We start from the raw sequence: 16,259 nt of genomic DNA on the forward strand, positions 1-16,259 counted from the left end.
GGGGATAGTGGGGTATGTGAGCGCTGTCCCCGTACCCCAGCCCCGTGCCCGAGCCGCCACCGCGTCCGGCGGCGCGGGAAGCCGCCGCAGCCTGGCCGCCGGCCTGCTCCTCGGGGCGGTGGGTGCCGCCGTCGTCCTGCTCGCCTCCGGCCAGACCTGGGCCGAGGGCGAGGCGTCCGTCGGCGGCGGCGCGCTGCCCCTGACCGCCGACGGCCAGGACGTCACCGGCCTCCCGGCGGCCCTCGCCATCGTCGGTCTGGCCGCCCTCGTCGCCGTCTTCGCGGTCCGCCGGACCGGCCGGCTGCTCGTCGCCGGGCTCCTCGCCCTCAGCGGCCTCGGCGCCGGACTGAGCGCCTGCCTCGGCGCCTCGGACAGCGCGGCGCTCGACGAGAAGGCGGCGCAGTCGACCGGCGACACCTCGGCGACCATCGACGCGCTCACCCACACCGCGTGGCCCTACGTAACCGCCGCCGGCGGCCTGCTGATCCTGCTCGCAGGGCTGCTCGCCCTGCGCTACGGAAAGCTCTGGCCCACCATGTCGGGACGGTACGAACGGGACGGCACCCCTCGCCCCCGCAAGGCCGCCCGCACCGCCCCCGACCCGGACCGGCCCGAGGACCTCTGGAAGGCCCTGGACCGCGGCGAGGACCCGACGCGCTAGATGTGACCCCCAACTCACGTCCTACCCGTACGTACGGGACAATGAAGTCGAGCTTTCAGCACAGCGGCACCAACAGCGCCACCAGCTTTGCGTACAGCGATACCAACAGCGCATCACCAACAAGGAGCAACTCATGGCGGGCAGCAGCCACGGACACACCCCGGCCGCCTGGACCGGTGTCATCATCTCCTTCATCGGCTTCTGCGTCGCAGGCGTCTTCATGGTCGCGGCCAACGTCGTCGGTTTCTGGGCCGGAATGGCCGTCGTCCTCATCGGCGGCATCGTCGGCCTCGCGATGAAGGCAGCGGGCCTCGGCATGCCGAAGGAGTCCGCGGAGATGGCCCAGGCACGGGCCCGTGCCGCACAGGCCCAGGTCTCCTGACACCACGCGGCATCCGTACGCACACGAGGCGCAGCCCGGTCCGGGCTGCGCCTTTCCGCGTCAATGGGGACAATCACCGGGTGGACGCATCGCCTACCCCCGCCGCAGTGCCGGCCCCGGCCCCCGGGCCCGCTCCCGGCCACCCGTTCCCGCCGGTCTTCCCACCGGCCCCCGTACCCGCCTCGCGCGTCCGGCGGCTGGCCGTACCGGCGGGCGTGCTGGCCGTCGTCGTGGGGGCGTTCGGCTACGTCGGTGCCGTCGACCCCAACCAGCCCGGCCACTACCCGGTCTGCCCGCTGCTCCGCTTCACCGGGCTCTACTGTCCGGGCTGCGGCGGACTGCGCAGCGCCCACGCCGTCGCGCACGGCGACATCGCCGCCGCCCTCGGCTCCAACGCGCTCGCGGTGGCCGGCTACGCGGTCTTCGCCGTCCTCTTGGCCCTCTGGGTGGTCCGCGCCTGGCGGGGCCGTCCCATGAGCATCGCGGCGAAGCCTGCCGTCTGGTGGGGGATCGGGGCCGTACTGCTGGTCTTCTCGGTGGTACGGAACCTGCCGTTCGGTTCGGCCCTGGCGCCCTGAGTGCCCAGGTAGTGGGACATCCGCCGGCCGGATTCGGGCCGAAAGCCCACCTGCGGATAGCATTGATATGGCTGATCCTGATCTGCTGTTTACCTCATCACCGTCCCGGAAGGGGGCCGCTCGCGTGAGTGTGCTCGACGAGATCATCGACGGCGTACGCGCCGACCTCGCGGAGCGGCAGGCGCGTGTCAGCCTCGACGAGCTGAAGGAACGCGCCGCGCGCGCTCCGGGAGCCAAGGACGGAGTCGCCGCCCTGCGCGGCGAGGGCGTCACCGTCATCTGCGAGGTCAAGCGTTCCAGCCCCTCCAAGGGGGCCCTGGCCGCGATCGCCGACCCGGCCGCGCTCGCCGCGGACTACGAGGCGGGCGGCGCGTCCGTCATCTCGGTCCTCACGGAGGAGCGCCGCTTCGGCGGTTCGCTCGCCGACCTGGAGGCCGTCCGTGCCAAGGTCGACATCCCGGTCCTGCGCAAGGACTTCATCGTCACCTCGTACCAGCTCTGGGAGGCCCGCGCCTACGGCGCCGACCTTGCCCTGCTGATCGTCGCAGCCCTCGACCAGGAGGCCCTGGTCTCCCTGATCGAGCGCGCCGAGTCCATCGGCCTGACGCCGCTGGTCGAGGTGCACGACGAGGAGGAGGCGGAGCGTGCCGTGGACGCCGGCGCGAAGATCATCGGTGTCAACGCGCGCAACCTGAAGGACCTCAAGGTCGACCGCTCCACCTTCGAGCGCGTCGCCCCCGAGATCCCGAACCACATCGTCAAGGTCGCCGAGTCCGGCGTCCGGGGCCCGCACGACCTGATCGCGTATGCCAACGCGGGCGCCGACGCGGTGCTCGTGGGCGAGTCGCTGGTCACCGGCCGCGACCCGCGGGCCGCCGTCGCCGACCTGGTCGCCGCCGGCGCCCACCCCGCCCTTCGGCACGGACGGAGCTGACCCGACCCGTGTCCGCCGAACGTCCCGCGTCCCGTCGCCGGCGGGGTCTGCGCCCCACCGGAGCCACGGCCCGGGTCCCGCACGCGCCGCTGGCGCGCGGCTGCCGCCCCCGTGGCTGCCGCGCCCCCGCGCGCCGGGTGCACGGCCGGCGGGTGCGGTACGTGATCGGCGACGAGCCCGGCCAGGTCAACGGCATGCGATGGCGCACGGGGACCGCGCTGTAGCGAGCCCCGGCCGACGTACCCGCACCACTCCCGTCGTACGTACGACCGCACCGCCCGACCGATCGCCGGTCGCGGTGGCGCTCCGCTCATGGCGCATACGGTGAATCCACCCATTGCGATGTCGAGGAGCACGTCGGATGTCATCTGACTTCTTCATTCCGGACCCGGAGGGTCTGATCCCCAGCGCCGAGGGGTATTTCGGCGCGTTCGGCGGCAAGTTCATCCCGGAGGCGCTCGTCGCCGCCGTGGACGAGGTCGCCGTCGAGTACGACAAGGCCAAGCACGACCCGGCCTTCGCCGCCGAGCTCAACGAGCTCATGGTCAACTACACCGGCCGGCCCAGCGCGCTGACCGAGGTCCCGCGCTTCGCGGAGCACGCGGGCGGCGCCCGGATCTTCCTCAAGCGCGAGGACCTCAACCACACCGGCTCGCACAAGATCAACAACGTGCTGGGCCAGGCGCTGCTCACCAGGCGCATGGGCAAGACCCGGGTCATCGCCGAGACCGGCGCCGGCCAGCACGGCGTCGCCACCGCGACCGCCTGCGCGCTCTTCGGCCTCGAATGCACCATCTACATGGGCGAGATCGACACCGAGCGGCAGGCGCTGAACGTGGCGCGGATGCGGATGCTCGGCGCCGAGGTCATCGCCGTGAAGTCCGGCTCCAGGACCCTGAAGGACGCCATCAACGAGGCGTTCCGCGACTGGGTCGCCAATGTGGACCGCACGCACTACCTCTTCGGCACCGTCGCGGGACCGCACCCCTTCCCGGCCATGGTCCGCGACTTCCACCGGGTCATCGGCGTCGAGGCCCGCCGCCAGATCCTGGAGCGCACCGGCCGGCTGCCGGACGCCGCCATCGCCTGCGTCGGCGGCGGCTCCAACGCCATCGGGCTCTTCCACGCCTTCATCCCGGACGCGCACGTCCGGCTCATCGGCTGCGAGCCCGCCGGACACGGTGTGGAGACCGGCGAGCACGCGGCGACCCTGACCGCGGGCGAGCCCGGCATCCTGCACGGCTCGCGCAGCTACGTCCTCCAGGACGACGAGGGCCAGATCACCGAGCCGTACTCCATCTCGGCCGGTCTGGACTACCCGGGCATCGGCCCGGAGCACTCGTACCTCAAGGACATCGGCCGCGGCGAGTACCGCGCGGTCACCGACGACGCGGCCATGCAGTCGCTGCGCCTGCTCTCCCGCACCGAAGGGATCATCCCGGCCATCGAGAGCGCCCACGCGCTGGCCGGGGCCCTGGAGGTCGGCAAGGAGCTCGGCAAGGACGGGCTGCTCGTGGTCAACCTGTCCGGCCGCGGCGACAAGGACATGGACACGGCAGCCCGCTACTTCGGGCTGTACGACGGAACCGACGGTGTCGTCGAGGCCGATGTGGCCGACGGGGAAGAGGAGGTCACCAAGTGAGCGGCAACGTGGAGCTGCTGAGTTCCGCCCTCGCACAGGCGAAGGCGGAGAACCGGGCCGCCCTCATCGCGTACCTCCCGGCCGGGTTCCCGACCGTCGACGGCGGGATCGAGGCCGTGAAGGCGGTCGTGGCGGGCGGCGCCGACATCGTCGAGGTGGGGCTGCCGCACAGCGACCCGGTGCTCGACGGACCGGTCATCCAGACCGCCGACGACATCGCCCTGCGCGGCGGGGTGAAGATCGCCGACGTGATGCGCACCGTCCGCGAGGCGCACGAGGCGACCGGTGTCCCGATCCTCGTCATGACGTACTGGAACCCGATCGACCGTTACGGCGTCGAGCGCTTCACCGCCGAGCTCGCCGAGGCGGGCGGCGCCGGGTGCATCCTGCCCGACCTGCCGGTCCAGGAGTCCGAGCTGTGGCGCGAGCACGCCGACAAGCACGGTCTGGCGACCGTCTTCGTCGTCGCGCCGAGCAGCAAGGACGAGCGCCTCGCCACCATCACCGCGGTCGGCTCCGGCTTCGTCTACGCGGCCTCGCTGATGGGCGTCACCGGCACCCGCGCCTCGGTCGGCGAGCAGGCCCAGGAGCTGGTCCTGCGCACCCGCGCCACCACTCAGCTGCCGGTCTGCGTCGGCCTGGGCGTCTCCAACGCCGAGCAGGCCGCCGAGGTCGCGGGCTTCGCCGACGGGGTGATCGTCGGTTCCGCCTTCGTCAAGGCCATCCTGGACGCCCCCGACGAGGCGGCCGGCCTGGCCGCCGTCCGCTCCCTGGCGGGCGAACTCGCCGAAGGCGTTCGAAAGCGGTGAACCGGGTGTAACCCGAACGGGTGGACCTGGACCGGGGAGGCACGCACGTGCCTCCCCGGTTCGTTGCTGCGGGTGTGAGCGAGAAGAACGAACAGGGAAAAAGGGCCGCGCGAGACCGGCTCGTACAGCAGCGTGAGCGCCAGCGGGCGAGCGAGCGCCGCAGGCGCACGCTGATCGTCACCAGCGCGGTGGTGGGCGTGCTGGCGCTGGCCGCTGTCGTCGGCGTGATCGCCGCGAATTCGGGCGGCAAGAGCGGCAAGGGCGAGGCTTCGGGCCCCGCGGTCGCACCGTCCGGCGCGACCGGGAAGGACAGCCTGGCCATCCAGGTCGGCGCGGACGGAGCCCCGTCCACGCTCACCATCTGGGAGGATTTCCGCTGCCCGGTCTGCGCCCAGTTCGAGAACGCCTTCCGCGACACGATCCACCAGCTGGAGAACAGCGGACAGCTCAAGGTCGAGTACCACCTCGCCACGATCATCGACGGCAATCTCGGCGGCAGCGGCTCGCTGCGGGCAGCCAACGCCGCGGCCTGCGCACAGGACGCGGGCAAGTTCCCCGCCTACCACGACGTGCTCTACCGCAACCAGCCGCAGGAGACCGTCGACGCCTTCGGCGACAACGACAAGCTGATCGAGCTCTCGGGGAAGGTCCCCGGGCTCGACACCCCCGATTTCCGCAGCTGTGTGAACGACGGCACGCACGACAGCTGGGTCAAGAAGTCCAACACGGCCTTCCAGAACGGCGGATTCCAGGGCACACCGACCGCGCTGCTCAACGGGGAATCGATCTTCCCGAAGAAGGGGAACGAGCCGATTACCGAAGCGAACCTGAAGAAGTGGGTGGCCGAGGCCAACAAGGGCAAGAAACCGGCCAAGGTCACCCCCGCCCCGTCGGGTTCCTGATTGGTCCCCGAGCGGGGTCCGGCCAGGGGAATCGATGACCTGCCCGTTACCCAGAAGTTGTCGGGTGGGTTGCCGAACGCCCCACCCGGCAAGGTAGCGTCGACCTTGCCATGGACCTTGCCTATATTCCCAGCCCGTCGACCGGCGTGATCAATCTCGGCCCGATCCCGCTCCGCGGCTACGCGTTCTGCATCATCATCGGTGTCTTCATCGCCGTCTGGTTCGGCAACAAGCGCTGGGTCGCCCGGGGAGGCAGATCCGGCACCGTTGCCGACATCGCCGTCTGGGCCGTGCCCTTCGGCCTGGTCGGCGGACGGCTCTACCACGTCATCACCGACTACCAGCTGTACTTCAGCGAGGGTGAGAACTGGGTAGACGCCTTCAAGATCTGGCAGGGCGGCCTCGGCATCTGGGGCGCCGTCGCGCTCGGTGCCGTGGGCGCCTGGATCGGCTGTCGCCGCCGCGGGATCCCGCTGCCCGCCTGGGCCGACGCGCTGGCCCCCGGCCTCGCCCTGGCCCAGGCCTGTGGCCGCTGGGGCAACTGGTTCAACCAGGAGCTGTACGGCAAGGAGACCGATCTGCCGTGGGCGCTGAAGATCAGTGAGGGTCCCAACCGGGTCGCCGGCACCTACCACCCGACGTTCCTCTACGAGTCGCTGTGGTGCGTCGGTGCCGCCCTGCTGGTGATCTGGGCGGACCGCCGCTTCAAGCTCGGACACGGCCGGGTGTTCGCCCTGTACGTCGCCGCGTACTGCGCGGGGCGGGCCTGGATCGAGTACATGCGGGTCGACGAGGCCCACCACATCCTGGGCCTGCGCCTGAACGTGTGGACCGCGCTGATCGTCTTCGTGCTGGCCGTGGCGTACTTCGTGATCTCGGCGAAGCTGCGGCCGGGGCGCGAGGAGATCGTGGAGCCGGGCGCCGCGGAGGAGGCGGCGGAAGCTGCGGAGGCGGCGAAGACCGGTGACGCCGAGGCCGACGCGGATTCCGAGAGCGCCGAGGATTCCAGGGACGGCACGGCAGCCAAGGAGGACGTGGCAGCCAAGGCCGACGCGGGCCCCAGGAGCGACACGGACTCCAAGAGCGCCGAGGCCGCCGTCACGACTCTGGAGAAGAACGACACCGCGGAAGCGGCCAAGAACGGCTGAGCCGTGTGAACCCGTTCGTGGGGCCCCGGACCGATCGCGGTCCGGGGCCCCACGCATGTGGTCTCACTCGCCGGCCAGCGCCAGCGTCCGGCGGGCCGAGGCCACCACCGCCGCGTCGACGAACCGGCCGTCCGGCAGCGCCAGCGCGCCCTCGTCCGCCACGGCCGCCGCCACGATCTCCGCCGCCGCCTCGATCTCCTGCGGCGTCGGGCGGAACGCCCGCTCGATCACCGGGAGCTGGCGGGGATGGATCGCCGCCCGGCCCAGGAAGCCCAGCGCCCGGCCGTGCGCGCAGGACGCCCACAGACCGTCCAGGTCCCGGACGTCCGGGAACACCGACTGGGCGGGCGGGGCGAGCCCGGCCGCGCGGGCGGCGACCACCACCCGGCTGCGCGACCAGTCGAGCCCGGCGTCGTCCCGTACCCCCAGATCGGCGCGCAGGTCCGCCTCGCCGAGGGCGATGGAACGCACCTGGGGGTGGGAGGCGGCCACCGAGTACGCGTGCTCGATGCCGAGCGCCGACTCCAGCAGCGGACAGAGCGCGACCCCCGGCGCCACGGCCGCGATGTGATGGACGGACGCCGCATGCGTGATCTTGGGCAGCCGGAGCTCGGCGAGCCCCGGCAGCCCGGCCAGGGCGAGCACGTCCGCCTCGGTGTGGACCCGGACGTGGACCGGCACGGCCGTGTCCCCGGCCGCTTCGGAGAGCAGCTCGGCGGTGGCCGACAGCGCGTACTCCTTGCGGTCCGGCGCGACCGCGTCCTCCAGATCCACGATCACCACGTCCGCGCCCGAATCCCGCGCCTTGCGCACCACCTCCGGCCGGTCCCCGGGGACGTACAGCCAGGTGAGCGGGACCGCCGCCGTCACAGGACGCGCTCCGCCCGCAGCGCCGCGATCTCCGGGCCCGACAGGCCCAGTGCGGTGAGGATCTCCTCGGTGTCCGCGCCGTGCGGCCGGCCCGCCCAGCGGATCGCGCCCGGTGTCGCGGAGAGCCGGAACAGCACGTTCTGCATGCGCAGCGGGCCCAGCTCCGGGTCGTCGACCTCGGTGACGGAGTCCAGGGCCCGGTACTGCGGGTCCTCCATCACGTCCTGGACGTCGTGGATCGGCGCGATGGCCGCCTCCGCCTTCTCGAAGGCCGAGACCGCCTCCTGGCGGGTGTGACGGGCGATCCAGTTGCCGACCGCCTCGTCGAGCTCGTCGGCGTGCTCGGCGCGGGTGGTGCCGGTGGCGAACCAGGGCTCGTCGATCAGTTCGGCCCGGCCGACCAGGCGTATCACCCGTTCGGCGATCGACTGCGCGGAGGTGGAGACCGCGACCCAGTGCCCGTCCGAGGTGCGGTAGGTGTTGCGCGGGGCGTTGTTGCGGGAGCGGTTGCCGGTGCGGGGCTGTACGTAGCCGAGCTGGTCGTACCAGATGGGCTGCGGGCCGAGCACGGTCAGGATCGGCTCGATGATCGCCATGTCGACGATCTGCCCCTGGCCGGTGCGCTCCCGTCCGGCGAGCGCGGCCATCACGGCGTACGCGGTGGCCAGCGCCGCGATCGAGTCGGCGAGCCCGAACGGCGGCAGCGTGGGCGGCCCGTCCGGTTCCCCGGTGATCGCGGCGAATCCGCTCATCGCCTCGGCCAGGGTGCCGAAGCCGGGGCGGTGCGCGTACGGGCCGAACTGTCCGAACCCGGTGACCCTGACCAGGACCAGCCGCGGGTTGACCGCGTGCAGCTCTGCCCAGCCCAGGCCCCAGCGCTCCAGCGTCCCCGGCCGGAAGTTCTCGATGATCACGTCGGTCCCGGCGGCCAGCCGGAGCAGGATGTCGCGGCCGTCGGGGGTGGACAGGTCGAGGGTCAGATTGCGCTTGTTGCGGCCGAGCAGCTTCCACCACAGGCCGACGCCGTCCTTCGTGGGGCCGTGCCCGCGCGAGGGGTCGGGCCTGCGCGGATGCTCGACCTTGATCACCTCGGCGCCGAAGTCGCCGAGCATGGTGGCGGAGAGCGGACCGGCGAAGAGCGTGGCGAGGTCGACGACCCGCAGCCCGGTCAGGGGGGCCTGCGCCGGCGCGTTCACGCGGCGTCGATCTCGGTGCGGTACGGCATGGAGGTCGAGGCGCCCGGCCGCTGTACGCAGAGCGCGGCGGCCGCCGACGCCCAGGCCAGCGCCTGGGGCACGGGCCGCCGCTCGCCGAGCGCGACGGCGAGCGTACCGACGAAGGTGTCGCCCGCCCCCGTGGTGTCGACGGCGGTGACCTCGGGCGCGGGGAGGACGACGGGTTCGCCGCCCCGGGCCGCGTACAGGCAGCCCTTCGAGCCCAGCGTGATGATGACCGCGGGCACCTGGCTGAGCAGGTGCCGTGCCGCCGCATGGGGGTCGGTGAAGCCGGAGAGCTCTGCCGCCTCGTGCTCATTGGGGATCAACAGGTCGACGCAGTCGAGGAGTTCGGACGGCAGCGGCTGCACGGGGGAGGGGGTGAGGATGGTCCGGACGCCCTGGGCGTGGGCCACCCGGGCGCCCTCGATCACCGCGGACATCGGAAGCTCCAGCTGGAGCAGCAGCAGATCGGCTTCGGCGATGGCGGCCATCTCGCCGGGACCGATGGCGGTGACGGTGCCGTTGGCGCCGGGGATCACCACGATGGAGTTGGCGCCCGTGTCGTCCACGACGATGTGCGCGGTGCCGCTGGGGCCCTCGGCGGTGTGCAGCAGATCGGTGTCGATGCCCGCGTGCTCCAGGCCGGCCCGGAGCACGGCGCCGTACTCGTCGTCGCCCACCGCGCCGATCATCATCACCTCGCCGCCCGCGCGGGCGGCGGCGACGGCCTGGTTGGCGCCCTTGCCGCCCGGGACGGTGCGGAACTCCCGTCCGGTGACGGTCTCGCCGCGCTCCGGGGCCCGTTCGACGTATGCGACGAGGTCCATATTGGTGCTGCCTAGCACCGCGATGCCGGTCATGGGCACAGTGCCTCCTTGTGGGTGAGCCGGTGGGTCTGTTCGGCGAGTTCGTCGAAGCCGACGGCGTCGAAGCCGGGGACGGACGAGGCGAGCCGGTTCTTCAGCGGGGTGGTCCAGCGGTCGGGCAGCAGCGACGGGGCCCCGGCCAGCAGTCCGGCGAGCGAACCGGCGGTCGCACCGTTGGAGTCGGTGTCCCAGCCGCCCGAAACGGCCCGGCAGATGGAGAGCGAGAAGTCGCCGTCGGCATGGGTGAGGGCGGCGGCGAGCAGCGCGGCGTTGGGCAGCACATGGACCCAGTGGTACCTGCCGTACTCGGCGTGCAGCCGGTCGGCCACCTTGTCGAAGCAGGCGCTGCCGCGGGCCGCCGCGACGCCGGAGCGCACCGCCTGCGCGAGCCGCGAACGCGGCGGTACGACGCGCAGCCCGGCGGCCAGGCACCCGTGCACATCGCTCCCGCCCCCGGCCGCCTCGGCGAGCGCCGCGGCGGTGAACATCGCCCCGTACACCCCGTTGGCCGTGTGGCTGAGGACGGCGTCCCGATGTGCCTGTTCCGCCGCGGCCGCCGGGTCGCCCGGATGGGTCCAGCCGTGCACATCGGCCCGGATCTGCGCGCCGATCCACTCCCGGAACGGGTTGTGGTACCCGGCGGTGTGCGGGGGCTCGATGCCGTCCAGCAGATTGCGGTACGCGACCCGCTCGGCGGTGAACGTCCGGCCGGCCGGGAGCTCGTCCAGCCAGAGCCTCGCGAGGTCCCCGGTGGTGAAGGACGGCCCGTACCGCTGGAGCAACAGCACCGTGAGCAAGGGGTAGTTGAGGTCGTCGTCCTCGGGCATGCCGTCGATGTTCTCGGCCAGCGAGTTGGGTGCGGAGCGACGGTTCCAGGGGTAGGTGGCGGCCAGCGGGGCGGGCAGGTTCCGGGCGGTGAACCAGGTGGTGAGCGGCCAGTTGTTGGTGGCGCGGGCCAGGGCGCGGATGCCGTTCAGCGGAAGCTTCTCGACCGGCTTGCCGAGCAGGCAGCCGGCCGCCCGGCCCAGCCAGGCGGCGTGCAGCCGGTCCCGGCTCACCGGCGGAGCGTCGGTGCGGGGCGCCGGCCAGTCGGGGCACGCGGCCCGGATCGCGGCCAGGTCCGTCGGCTCGTCGATCCCCGACGGCGGTTCCAGCAGGGCGAGTTCATCGAGCAGCCGCTCGGCGAGCACGCGCAGCTCCGGCGCCGGCGGGGTGGAGGCGCCCGCGCGCTCCGGGGCCGGGGCGCCGCCCGCCTCGTACCACCGGCGTGCGATGTCCCGAGCGTCCCGCCCGTCCTCGGCCGCCTGGCGCAGTTCGTGCCCGACGAGGTCCTCGGGCTGCACCCACGTCACCCGTACGGTCATGGCGTACCCGCCAGCGCGGCGAACGCCGACTCGTGCGCGCGACGCCGGGCGGTGTCCCGTACGAACACCTCGCGGGCGACGTCCGCCAGGGTCCGGGCGGGGGCGTGCAGATCGAGGCGGCTGGCCCCGGCGACCGTTTTCACCCAGTCGGCGGGGATCGCCCGCTCGCCGTGGAGCGCCCCGGCGACGGCGCCGCCCATCGTGGCGATCGAGTCGCAGTCCCGGCCGTAGTTGACCGAGCCGAGGACCGTGTGCCGGTAGTCGCCGTCCGCGACGAGCAGCATCCCGAGCGCGATCGGCAGCTCCTCGATGGCGTGCAGCCGGGACGGGCGGCGGGCGCCGAGGGACGGGGCGCGGTAGTCGGGGCCGACCGTGTCGAAGGGGGCGACGGCGGTACGCAGCGGGGTCAGCGCCGACTCGAAGTCGCTGTGTCCGGCGGCCACTTCGCACACCGCCTCGATCGCCGAGCGGGTGCCGTCCTTGGCGAGCGCCAGGCAGGTGTCGACGACGCTCGTGGGGGTCGCGCCCGGGGTGCAGGCGGCGGCGACGGCCGCGGCGAAGACCCCGGCCGCCTCCCTTCCGTAGCTCGACTGGTGGGCGCCGGCGACATCCAGCGCCTCGGCGTACGCGGCCTGTGGGTGGGCGGCGTTGACCAGGCCGACCGGGGCCATGTACATCGCCGCGCCGCAGTTGACGATGTTGCCGTTGCCCGCCTCGCGCGGATCGACATGGCCGTAGTGCAGCCGGGCGACGATCCACTTCTCGGCGAGGAAGATCCGCTGGAGCGGCAGCGCCTCGGCCTCCAGCTCCGGGATCCAGCGAGGGCCGGAGATCAGCTCGGGCACGAGGTGACCGGCGACCGCGTAGGCATCGAGATGGTCGCGCACGGCGCCGTAGACCCGTACCAGCACATGGGTCATCAAGGTGTCGTCGGTGACGTGCCCGTCCCCCTTGTGGTACGGGGCGATGGGACGCGCGGTGCGCCAGTTCTCGCCGTCCCACGGGCCCACGACGCCGTCGATCCGCCCGCCGTGGCGGGCCACGATCTGCTCGGGGGACCGGCCCTCCACCGGACCGCCGAGCGCGTCGCCGACGGCGGCGCCGACGAGAGCGCCGGCGATCCGTTCATCGAGTGTGAGTGTCGTGGGTCCGGCCTCGGACCGCGTGGGCATCGTGGATGTCATGTCCGAATTGTCCACCCGAGGGCTTCGGTTCCGTGTCTGCCAGCAGCCCGGCGAGTTCGATGAGATCGGTCCCCGCGAGACGGGGCAGCGCACAGCCCGCGAGGGTGCGGCATGCCTCCCGCCAGCCGTCCGGGACGGCACCGATCCCGCCGAGCGCACCGGTCAGCGCGCCGGCCAGGGCGGGCGCCGAGTCGGCCACCCGGGACAGGCAGGCGGCGGCGGGAACGGCCTGGGCGATCTGGCCGCGGGCGGCGGTGGCCAGGGCGAGGGTGACCGGGACCGTCTCGGCGGCGGCGATCCCGTAGCTGTAGACGTGGTCGACGATCTGATGCTCCAGCACGGGTACGAGGGCGAAGGCGCCCGCCGCCTCCCCGACGAAGTCGCGGGCGATCCGGACGGCGTGGGCGGCGTTGCGGGCGATCTCGGTGCCTTCGGGGAGCTGGGCGAGCGCGGCGTTCACCGCGGTGTCCACGTCCGCCCCGCCCAGCGCCTCGGCGATCGCCGCGGCCATCGCGCGGGCACCGTGCACCCCGTCGCCGTCCTGGGTGTAGCGGGCGTCGAACTCGGCGAGGTCGGCGGCGGCCCCGGGATCCGCGGGGTGGGCGACGGCGAGCACGGCGGCCCGAACGCAGGCCGCGTCGTCGAAGTAGTGCGGGTTGTCGTGGCCGGTGGCGGGCGGGCGCAGCCCGGCGGCGAGATTGCCGAGCCCGGCCCGTACCGAGATCCGGGCGCGCAGCGGGAGCACCGCGGATTCGACCTCGGGCGCACGGGCGGCGGCTGCGGCGACCTCGGCGGCCAGGGCGTTCCACGCGACATCGATGGCGGCCCGCATCCGGCGTTCGGGGGTGAGCCCGTGCAGTGGGCCGGCAGCCGATGTGAGCAGGGTCCCGGCGGCGAAGGCCGCCCATTCGGCATCGTCGGAGGGCCCCAGCCGCAGCGGTTCGGGCGGCTGGTTGAGCGCGATGGGGACGGGCAGCGTGGTGGTGGCGTTCTGCTCGGCGAAGGTGTCGAGCTCCCGGGTGAGCCGCCGGGTCCACTCGGGCATCCTGGCGGCCCGGTGCCGGGCGGCGGGCCATCCGGCGGCGTCCCCGGAGGCCAGCCCGAGCAACAGCCCCTCGATCCGGGCCCGGTGCGCGATCGCGGGACGGGTGCGGGCGCGGGTGCGGGTCGCGGGGGAGGGGGAAGGGGAGACGGGAGCGGTGGAGGTGCGGGGGGTGTCGTGCATGGGCGGTGCGCCGGCCGTCGTACGCGGAATCTCCTGGGGTTCGCCGGTGTCCGTACGCGCACGGGCATGGGCACGGGCCGGGCCCTCGTCGTCGGTATCACCCTCACCCACCTCGTCCGCCTCGTCCGGAGTGAGCAACTCCGCGATCTCCAGGACGTGGTGACCCCGCATCGTCGGCAGGCAGCTGCCCCGGACCGGGCCGATCGCGTCCCCCCAGCGCCGCGGAATCGCGGACGCCCCGTTCAGGGCGCCGGCCAGGGCCCCCGCCACCGCGGCCGTGGTGTCCGCGTCGCGGCCCATGTTGACCGCCGTCAGCACCGCCGTACGGAAGTCGCCGCGCGCCGCCGCGAACGCCCCGAAGGCCAGGCCCACCGCCTCGGGCGCCAGGTCCGTCCACGGGTAGCCGCCGACCACCACCGCGGAGCGCACCGCGCGTTCCATGGTGAGCCGGTCGGGGTAGCCGCGCTGCGCGGCCGCCACCGCGCGGCGCAGCGAACGCGCCGTCCAGGAGTCCATGGGGACGACCGACAGCGCGGCGGCGATCACCGAGGTCACCCCGGTACCCGTCATCGCGGCGGCCACCCCGGCCGCCACCGCCTGGCCGCCGTAGATGCCCTCCCCGTCGTGGCTGACCCGCCCGTCCACCGCGACCAGCCGGGCCGCCTCGGCCGGCCGGCCGGCGGCGAAGACACCGAACGGTGCCGCTCTCATCGCCAGGCCGTCGCTCCAGGCGTGCCGGTGCTGGGCGGAGATCGGGGCGGCGAGCCCCCGGCGCAGATTCTCCAGCGTCCCGCGCTCGCTGAACCCGGCACCGCGGAACGGCCCCTCGTCGAGATCGGCGATCCACAGGTGCCAGGCCCGCTCCACATGGGTGACGGTCAGCGCGGAGCCGTGCCGGGCGAGCAGCAGCCCGGAGAAGATCGCGTACTCGGTGTCGTCGGTGCCCGCGGGGTCGTCGCTCACGAAGCCCTCGATCCGGCCCCAGCGGCGACGGATCTCCGAGGGCCGCAGGTTCTCCGCCGGTGCGCCCAGCGCGTCCCCGACCGCGAGACCGAGCAGCGAGCCGCGGGCCCGGTCGACCAGGCCGCCCCGAGCCACCGCGCCCGGCCCCGCGCCGTCCGGCACCGCCGCTTCCGCGCCGCCGGTCCGCGGCTCCGCCGGATTTCCTGCGATCAACTCCATCGCGTCGACCCTCCGCTCGCACCGAGCCAGTTCTCGTCCTGCTCGATATCTGCCACGCGGAGCCCGGACAGAGGCCGACAATCGCAACAAAAGGGCCAGTCGGATGAAGAGTCAGAACCACTAAGGCAGGCCGTACTTACCTGCTCACGGAGCGTGGTAAGTACGGCCTGCCTTGCTGGCGGGAGCCGTTTTTCGTGCGTACTTTCGATGGTGTTGAGCGGGGGCGGAGCGAGGAAGACCCGCTGCCGGAGAAGGGGAGAGCTGTGTCCATCATCGAGACCGACGCCGTACTGCACGAGGCGCACCGGGACAACCACACCCACCGTGATGTGAACGGCGGCTGGCTGCGTCCGGCGGTGTTCGGTGCCATGGACGGGCTGGTCTCCAACCTCGCGCTGATGACCGGCGTCGCGGGCGGTGCCGTCTCCCAGCAGACGATCGTGATCACCGGCCTGGCGGGCCTGGCCGCCGGAGCGTTCTCCATGGCGGCCGGCGAGTACACCTCCGTGGCCTCGCAGCGCGAGCTCGTCGAGGCCGAACTCGACGTCGAGCGGCGGGAGTTGCGCAAGCACCCCAAGGACGAGGAGCGGGAGCTCGCCGAGCTCTACCAGTCCCGTGGCGTCGAGCCCGCGCTCGCCCGCGAGGTCGCGCGGCAGCTGTCGCGCGACCCGGAGCAGGCCCTGGAGATACACGCCCGCGAGGAGCTGGGCATCGACCCGGGCGATCTGCCCTCGCCACTCGTCGCCGCATTGTCGTCGTTCGGCGCCTTCGCGCTCGGCGCCCTGCTGCCCGTGCTGCCGTACCTGCTCGGCGCGAGCGCGCTGTGGCCGGCCGTGCTGCTCGCGCTGGCCGGGCTGTTCGCCTGCGGTGCGGTGGTGGCCAGGGTGACGGCCCGCAGCTGGCTGTACAGCGGGCTGCGCCAACTGGTGCTGGGCGGGGCCGCGGCGGCCATCACCTACGGTCTGGGCACGCTCTTCGGGGTGGCCGTCGGGGGCTGACCCCGTCCGAGGGGTCCGCAGGTTCGATGGTCCGGGCATCCATCTCCGCAGGTGGGGGTGGGTGCCCGTGACGTGTCCGCCACCCGTGTGATGTACGTCTTGGTGACCGCCTCTGGGCGGAACCGCTACCACGGGCTTAAAGTGAGTCCCTATGCAGGGCTACACATAAGTAGCCGTTACTCGGCGGTTTCATTTCCATTGCCGCCGGGCATGACCCGTAGACACCGCAGGCAACGACGCCTGCTCTCTGCGGTCTCCCCGGGCGCCGATCTTCCACTGCGACCCACCCCCACCGTC

The 16,259-nt window shown here is 73.0% G+C and carries 16 protein-coding genes and 1 pseudogene; 10 read left to right on the forward strand and 7 right to left on the reverse strand.

All coding sequences use genetic code 11. From position 1 onward, the window contains the following. Positions 1 to 7: 7 nt before the first annotated feature. From ACFYY7_RS03910 to lgt, 9 genes are all read left to right on the forward strand, one after another. Positions 8 to 661, forward strand: coding sequence for a TIGR02234 family membrane protein (locus ACFYY7_RS03910; protein WP_388656616.1), 654 nt, complete (start codon positions 8 to 10; stop codon positions 659 to 661). A gap of 133 nt (positions 662 to 794) precedes the next feature. Beyond that, the gene (locus tag ACFYY7_RS03915; RefSeq protein ID WP_388656618.1) at positions 795 to 1,043 is read left to right on the forward strand and encodes an HGxxPAAW family protein; all 249 of its coding nucleotides are present in this window, start codon (positions 795 to 797) and stop codon (positions 1,041 to 1,043) included. 80 nt (positions 1,044 to 1,123) lie between these two features. Then, complete coding sequence (locus ACFYY7_RS03920) at positions 1,124 to 1,621, forward strand: DUF2752 domain-containing protein (protein WP_388656621.1); 498 nt, start codon at positions 1,124 to 1,126, stop codon at positions 1,619 to 1,621. A gap of 124 nt (positions 1,622 to 1,745) precedes the next feature. Further along, positions 1,746 to 2,555 carry an indole-3-glycerol phosphate synthase TrpC gene (gene trpC, locus ACFYY7_RS03925; protein ID WP_266736658.1) on the forward strand — a complete coding sequence of 270 codons (810 nt, stop codon included), beginning with the start codon at positions 1,746 to 1,748 and terminating at the stop codon, positions 2,553 to 2,555. Between the two features lie 8 nt (positions 2,556 to 2,563). Continuing rightward, a complete protein-coding gene (gene trpM, locus ACFYY7_RS03930; RefSeq protein ID WP_373302390.1) occupies positions 2,564 to 2,779 on the forward strand; it encodes a tryptophan biosynthesis modulator TrpM in 216 nt (71 codons plus the stop codon). Between the two features lie 137 nt (positions 2,780 to 2,916). Then, the gene (gene trpB / locus ACFYY7_RS03935) at positions 2,917 to 4,197 is read left to right on the forward strand and encodes a tryptophan synthase subunit beta (protein WP_351257677.1); all 1,281 of its coding nucleotides are present in this window, start codon (positions 2,917 to 2,919) and stop codon (positions 4,195 to 4,197) included. After that, positions 4,194 to 5,006, forward strand: a complete 813-nt coding sequence (gene trpA, locus ACFYY7_RS03940) for a tryptophan synthase subunit alpha (RefSeq protein ID WP_388656625.1) — start codon at positions 4,194 to 4,196, stop codon at positions 5,004 to 5,006. Before trpB ends, trpA begins: the two co-directional genes overlap by 4 nt. A 74-nt stretch (positions 5,007 to 5,080) precedes the next feature. Beyond that, positions 5,081 to 5,908, forward strand: coding sequence for a thioredoxin domain-containing protein (locus ACFYY7_RS03945; RefSeq protein WP_388656628.1), 828 nt, complete (start codon positions 5,081 to 5,083; stop codon positions 5,906 to 5,908). A gap of 110 nt (positions 5,909 to 6,018) precedes the next feature. Next, positions 6,019 to 7,056 (forward strand): prolipoprotein diacylglyceryl transferase, encoded by a 1,038-nt coding sequence (gene lgt, locus ACFYY7_RS03950; protein ID WP_388656631.1) that lies wholly within the window; start codon positions 6,019 to 6,021, stop codon positions 7,054 to 7,056. Between the two features lie 63 nt (positions 7,057 to 7,119). Here lgt and ACFYY7_RS03955 read toward each other — a convergent pair whose 3' ends face one another. The 7 genes and pseudogenes from ACFYY7_RS03955 to ACFYY7_RS03985 form a co-directional block, all read right to left on the reverse strand. Further along, entirely contained in the window at positions 7,120 to 7,926 is an 807-nt protein-coding gene (locus tag ACFYY7_RS03955) for an HpcH/HpaI aldolase/citrate lyase family protein (RefSeq protein WP_388656634.1), read from the reverse strand. Continuing rightward, positions 7,923 to 9,122, reverse strand: a complete 1,200-nt coding sequence (locus tag ACFYY7_RS03960; RefSeq protein ID WP_388656637.1) for a CaiB/BaiF CoA transferase family protein — start codon at positions 9,120 to 9,122, stop codon at positions 7,923 to 7,925. The genes ACFYY7_RS03955 and ACFYY7_RS03960 overlap by 4 nt, the downstream gene beginning before the upstream one ends. Continuing rightward, complete coding sequence (gene rbsK, locus ACFYY7_RS03965) at positions 9,119 to 10,003, reverse strand: ribokinase (RefSeq protein ID WP_388656640.1); 885 nt, start codon at positions 10,001 to 10,003, stop codon at positions 9,119 to 9,121. Before rbsK ends, ACFYY7_RS03960 begins: the two co-directional genes overlap by 4 nt. After that, positions 10,000 to 11,373, reverse strand: coding sequence for an ADP-ribosylglycohydrolase family protein (locus tag ACFYY7_RS03970; RefSeq protein ID WP_388656643.1), 1,374 nt, complete (start codon positions 11,371 to 11,373; stop codon positions 10,000 to 10,002). Before ACFYY7_RS03970 ends, rbsK begins: the two co-directional genes overlap by 4 nt. After that, positions 11,370 to 12,557 (reverse strand): ADP-ribosylglycohydrolase family protein, encoded by a 1,188-nt coding sequence (locus ACFYY7_RS03975; protein WP_388656646.1) that lies wholly within the window; start codon positions 12,555 to 12,557, stop codon positions 11,370 to 11,372. The genes ACFYY7_RS03970 and ACFYY7_RS03975 overlap by 4 nt, the downstream gene beginning before the upstream one ends. Then, positions 12,499 to 13,782 carry an ADP-ribosylglycohydrolase family protein gene (locus ACFYY7_RS03980; RefSeq protein ID WP_388657117.1) on the reverse strand — a complete coding sequence of 428 codons (1,284 nt, stop codon included), beginning with the start codon at positions 13,780 to 13,782 and terminating at the stop codon, positions 12,499 to 12,501. The genes ACFYY7_RS03975 and ACFYY7_RS03980 overlap by 59 nt, the downstream gene beginning before the upstream one ends. A 276-nt stretch (positions 13,783 to 14,058) precedes the next feature. Continuing rightward, a pseudogene (locus ACFYY7_RS03985) lies at positions 14,059 to 14,964 on the reverse strand (ADP-ribosylglycohydrolase family protein); the annotation flags it as partial. 263 nt (positions 14,965 to 15,227) lie between these two features. Between ACFYY7_RS03985 and ACFYY7_RS03990 the strand changes: the two are divergent. Then, the gene (locus ACFYY7_RS03990) at positions 15,228 to 15,962 is read left to right on the forward strand and encodes a VIT1/CCC1 transporter family protein (RefSeq protein WP_388656648.1); all 735 of its coding nucleotides are present in this window, start codon (positions 15,228 to 15,230) and stop codon (positions 15,960 to 15,962) included. Positions 15,963 to 16,259: the final 297 nt, after the last annotated feature.

This window comes from Streptomyces sp. NPDC001933 (genome assembly GCF_042890955.1).
In the GTDB taxonomy this organism is placed as follows: domain Bacteria; phylum Actinomycetota; class Actinomycetes; order Streptomycetales; family Streptomycetaceae; genus Streptomyces.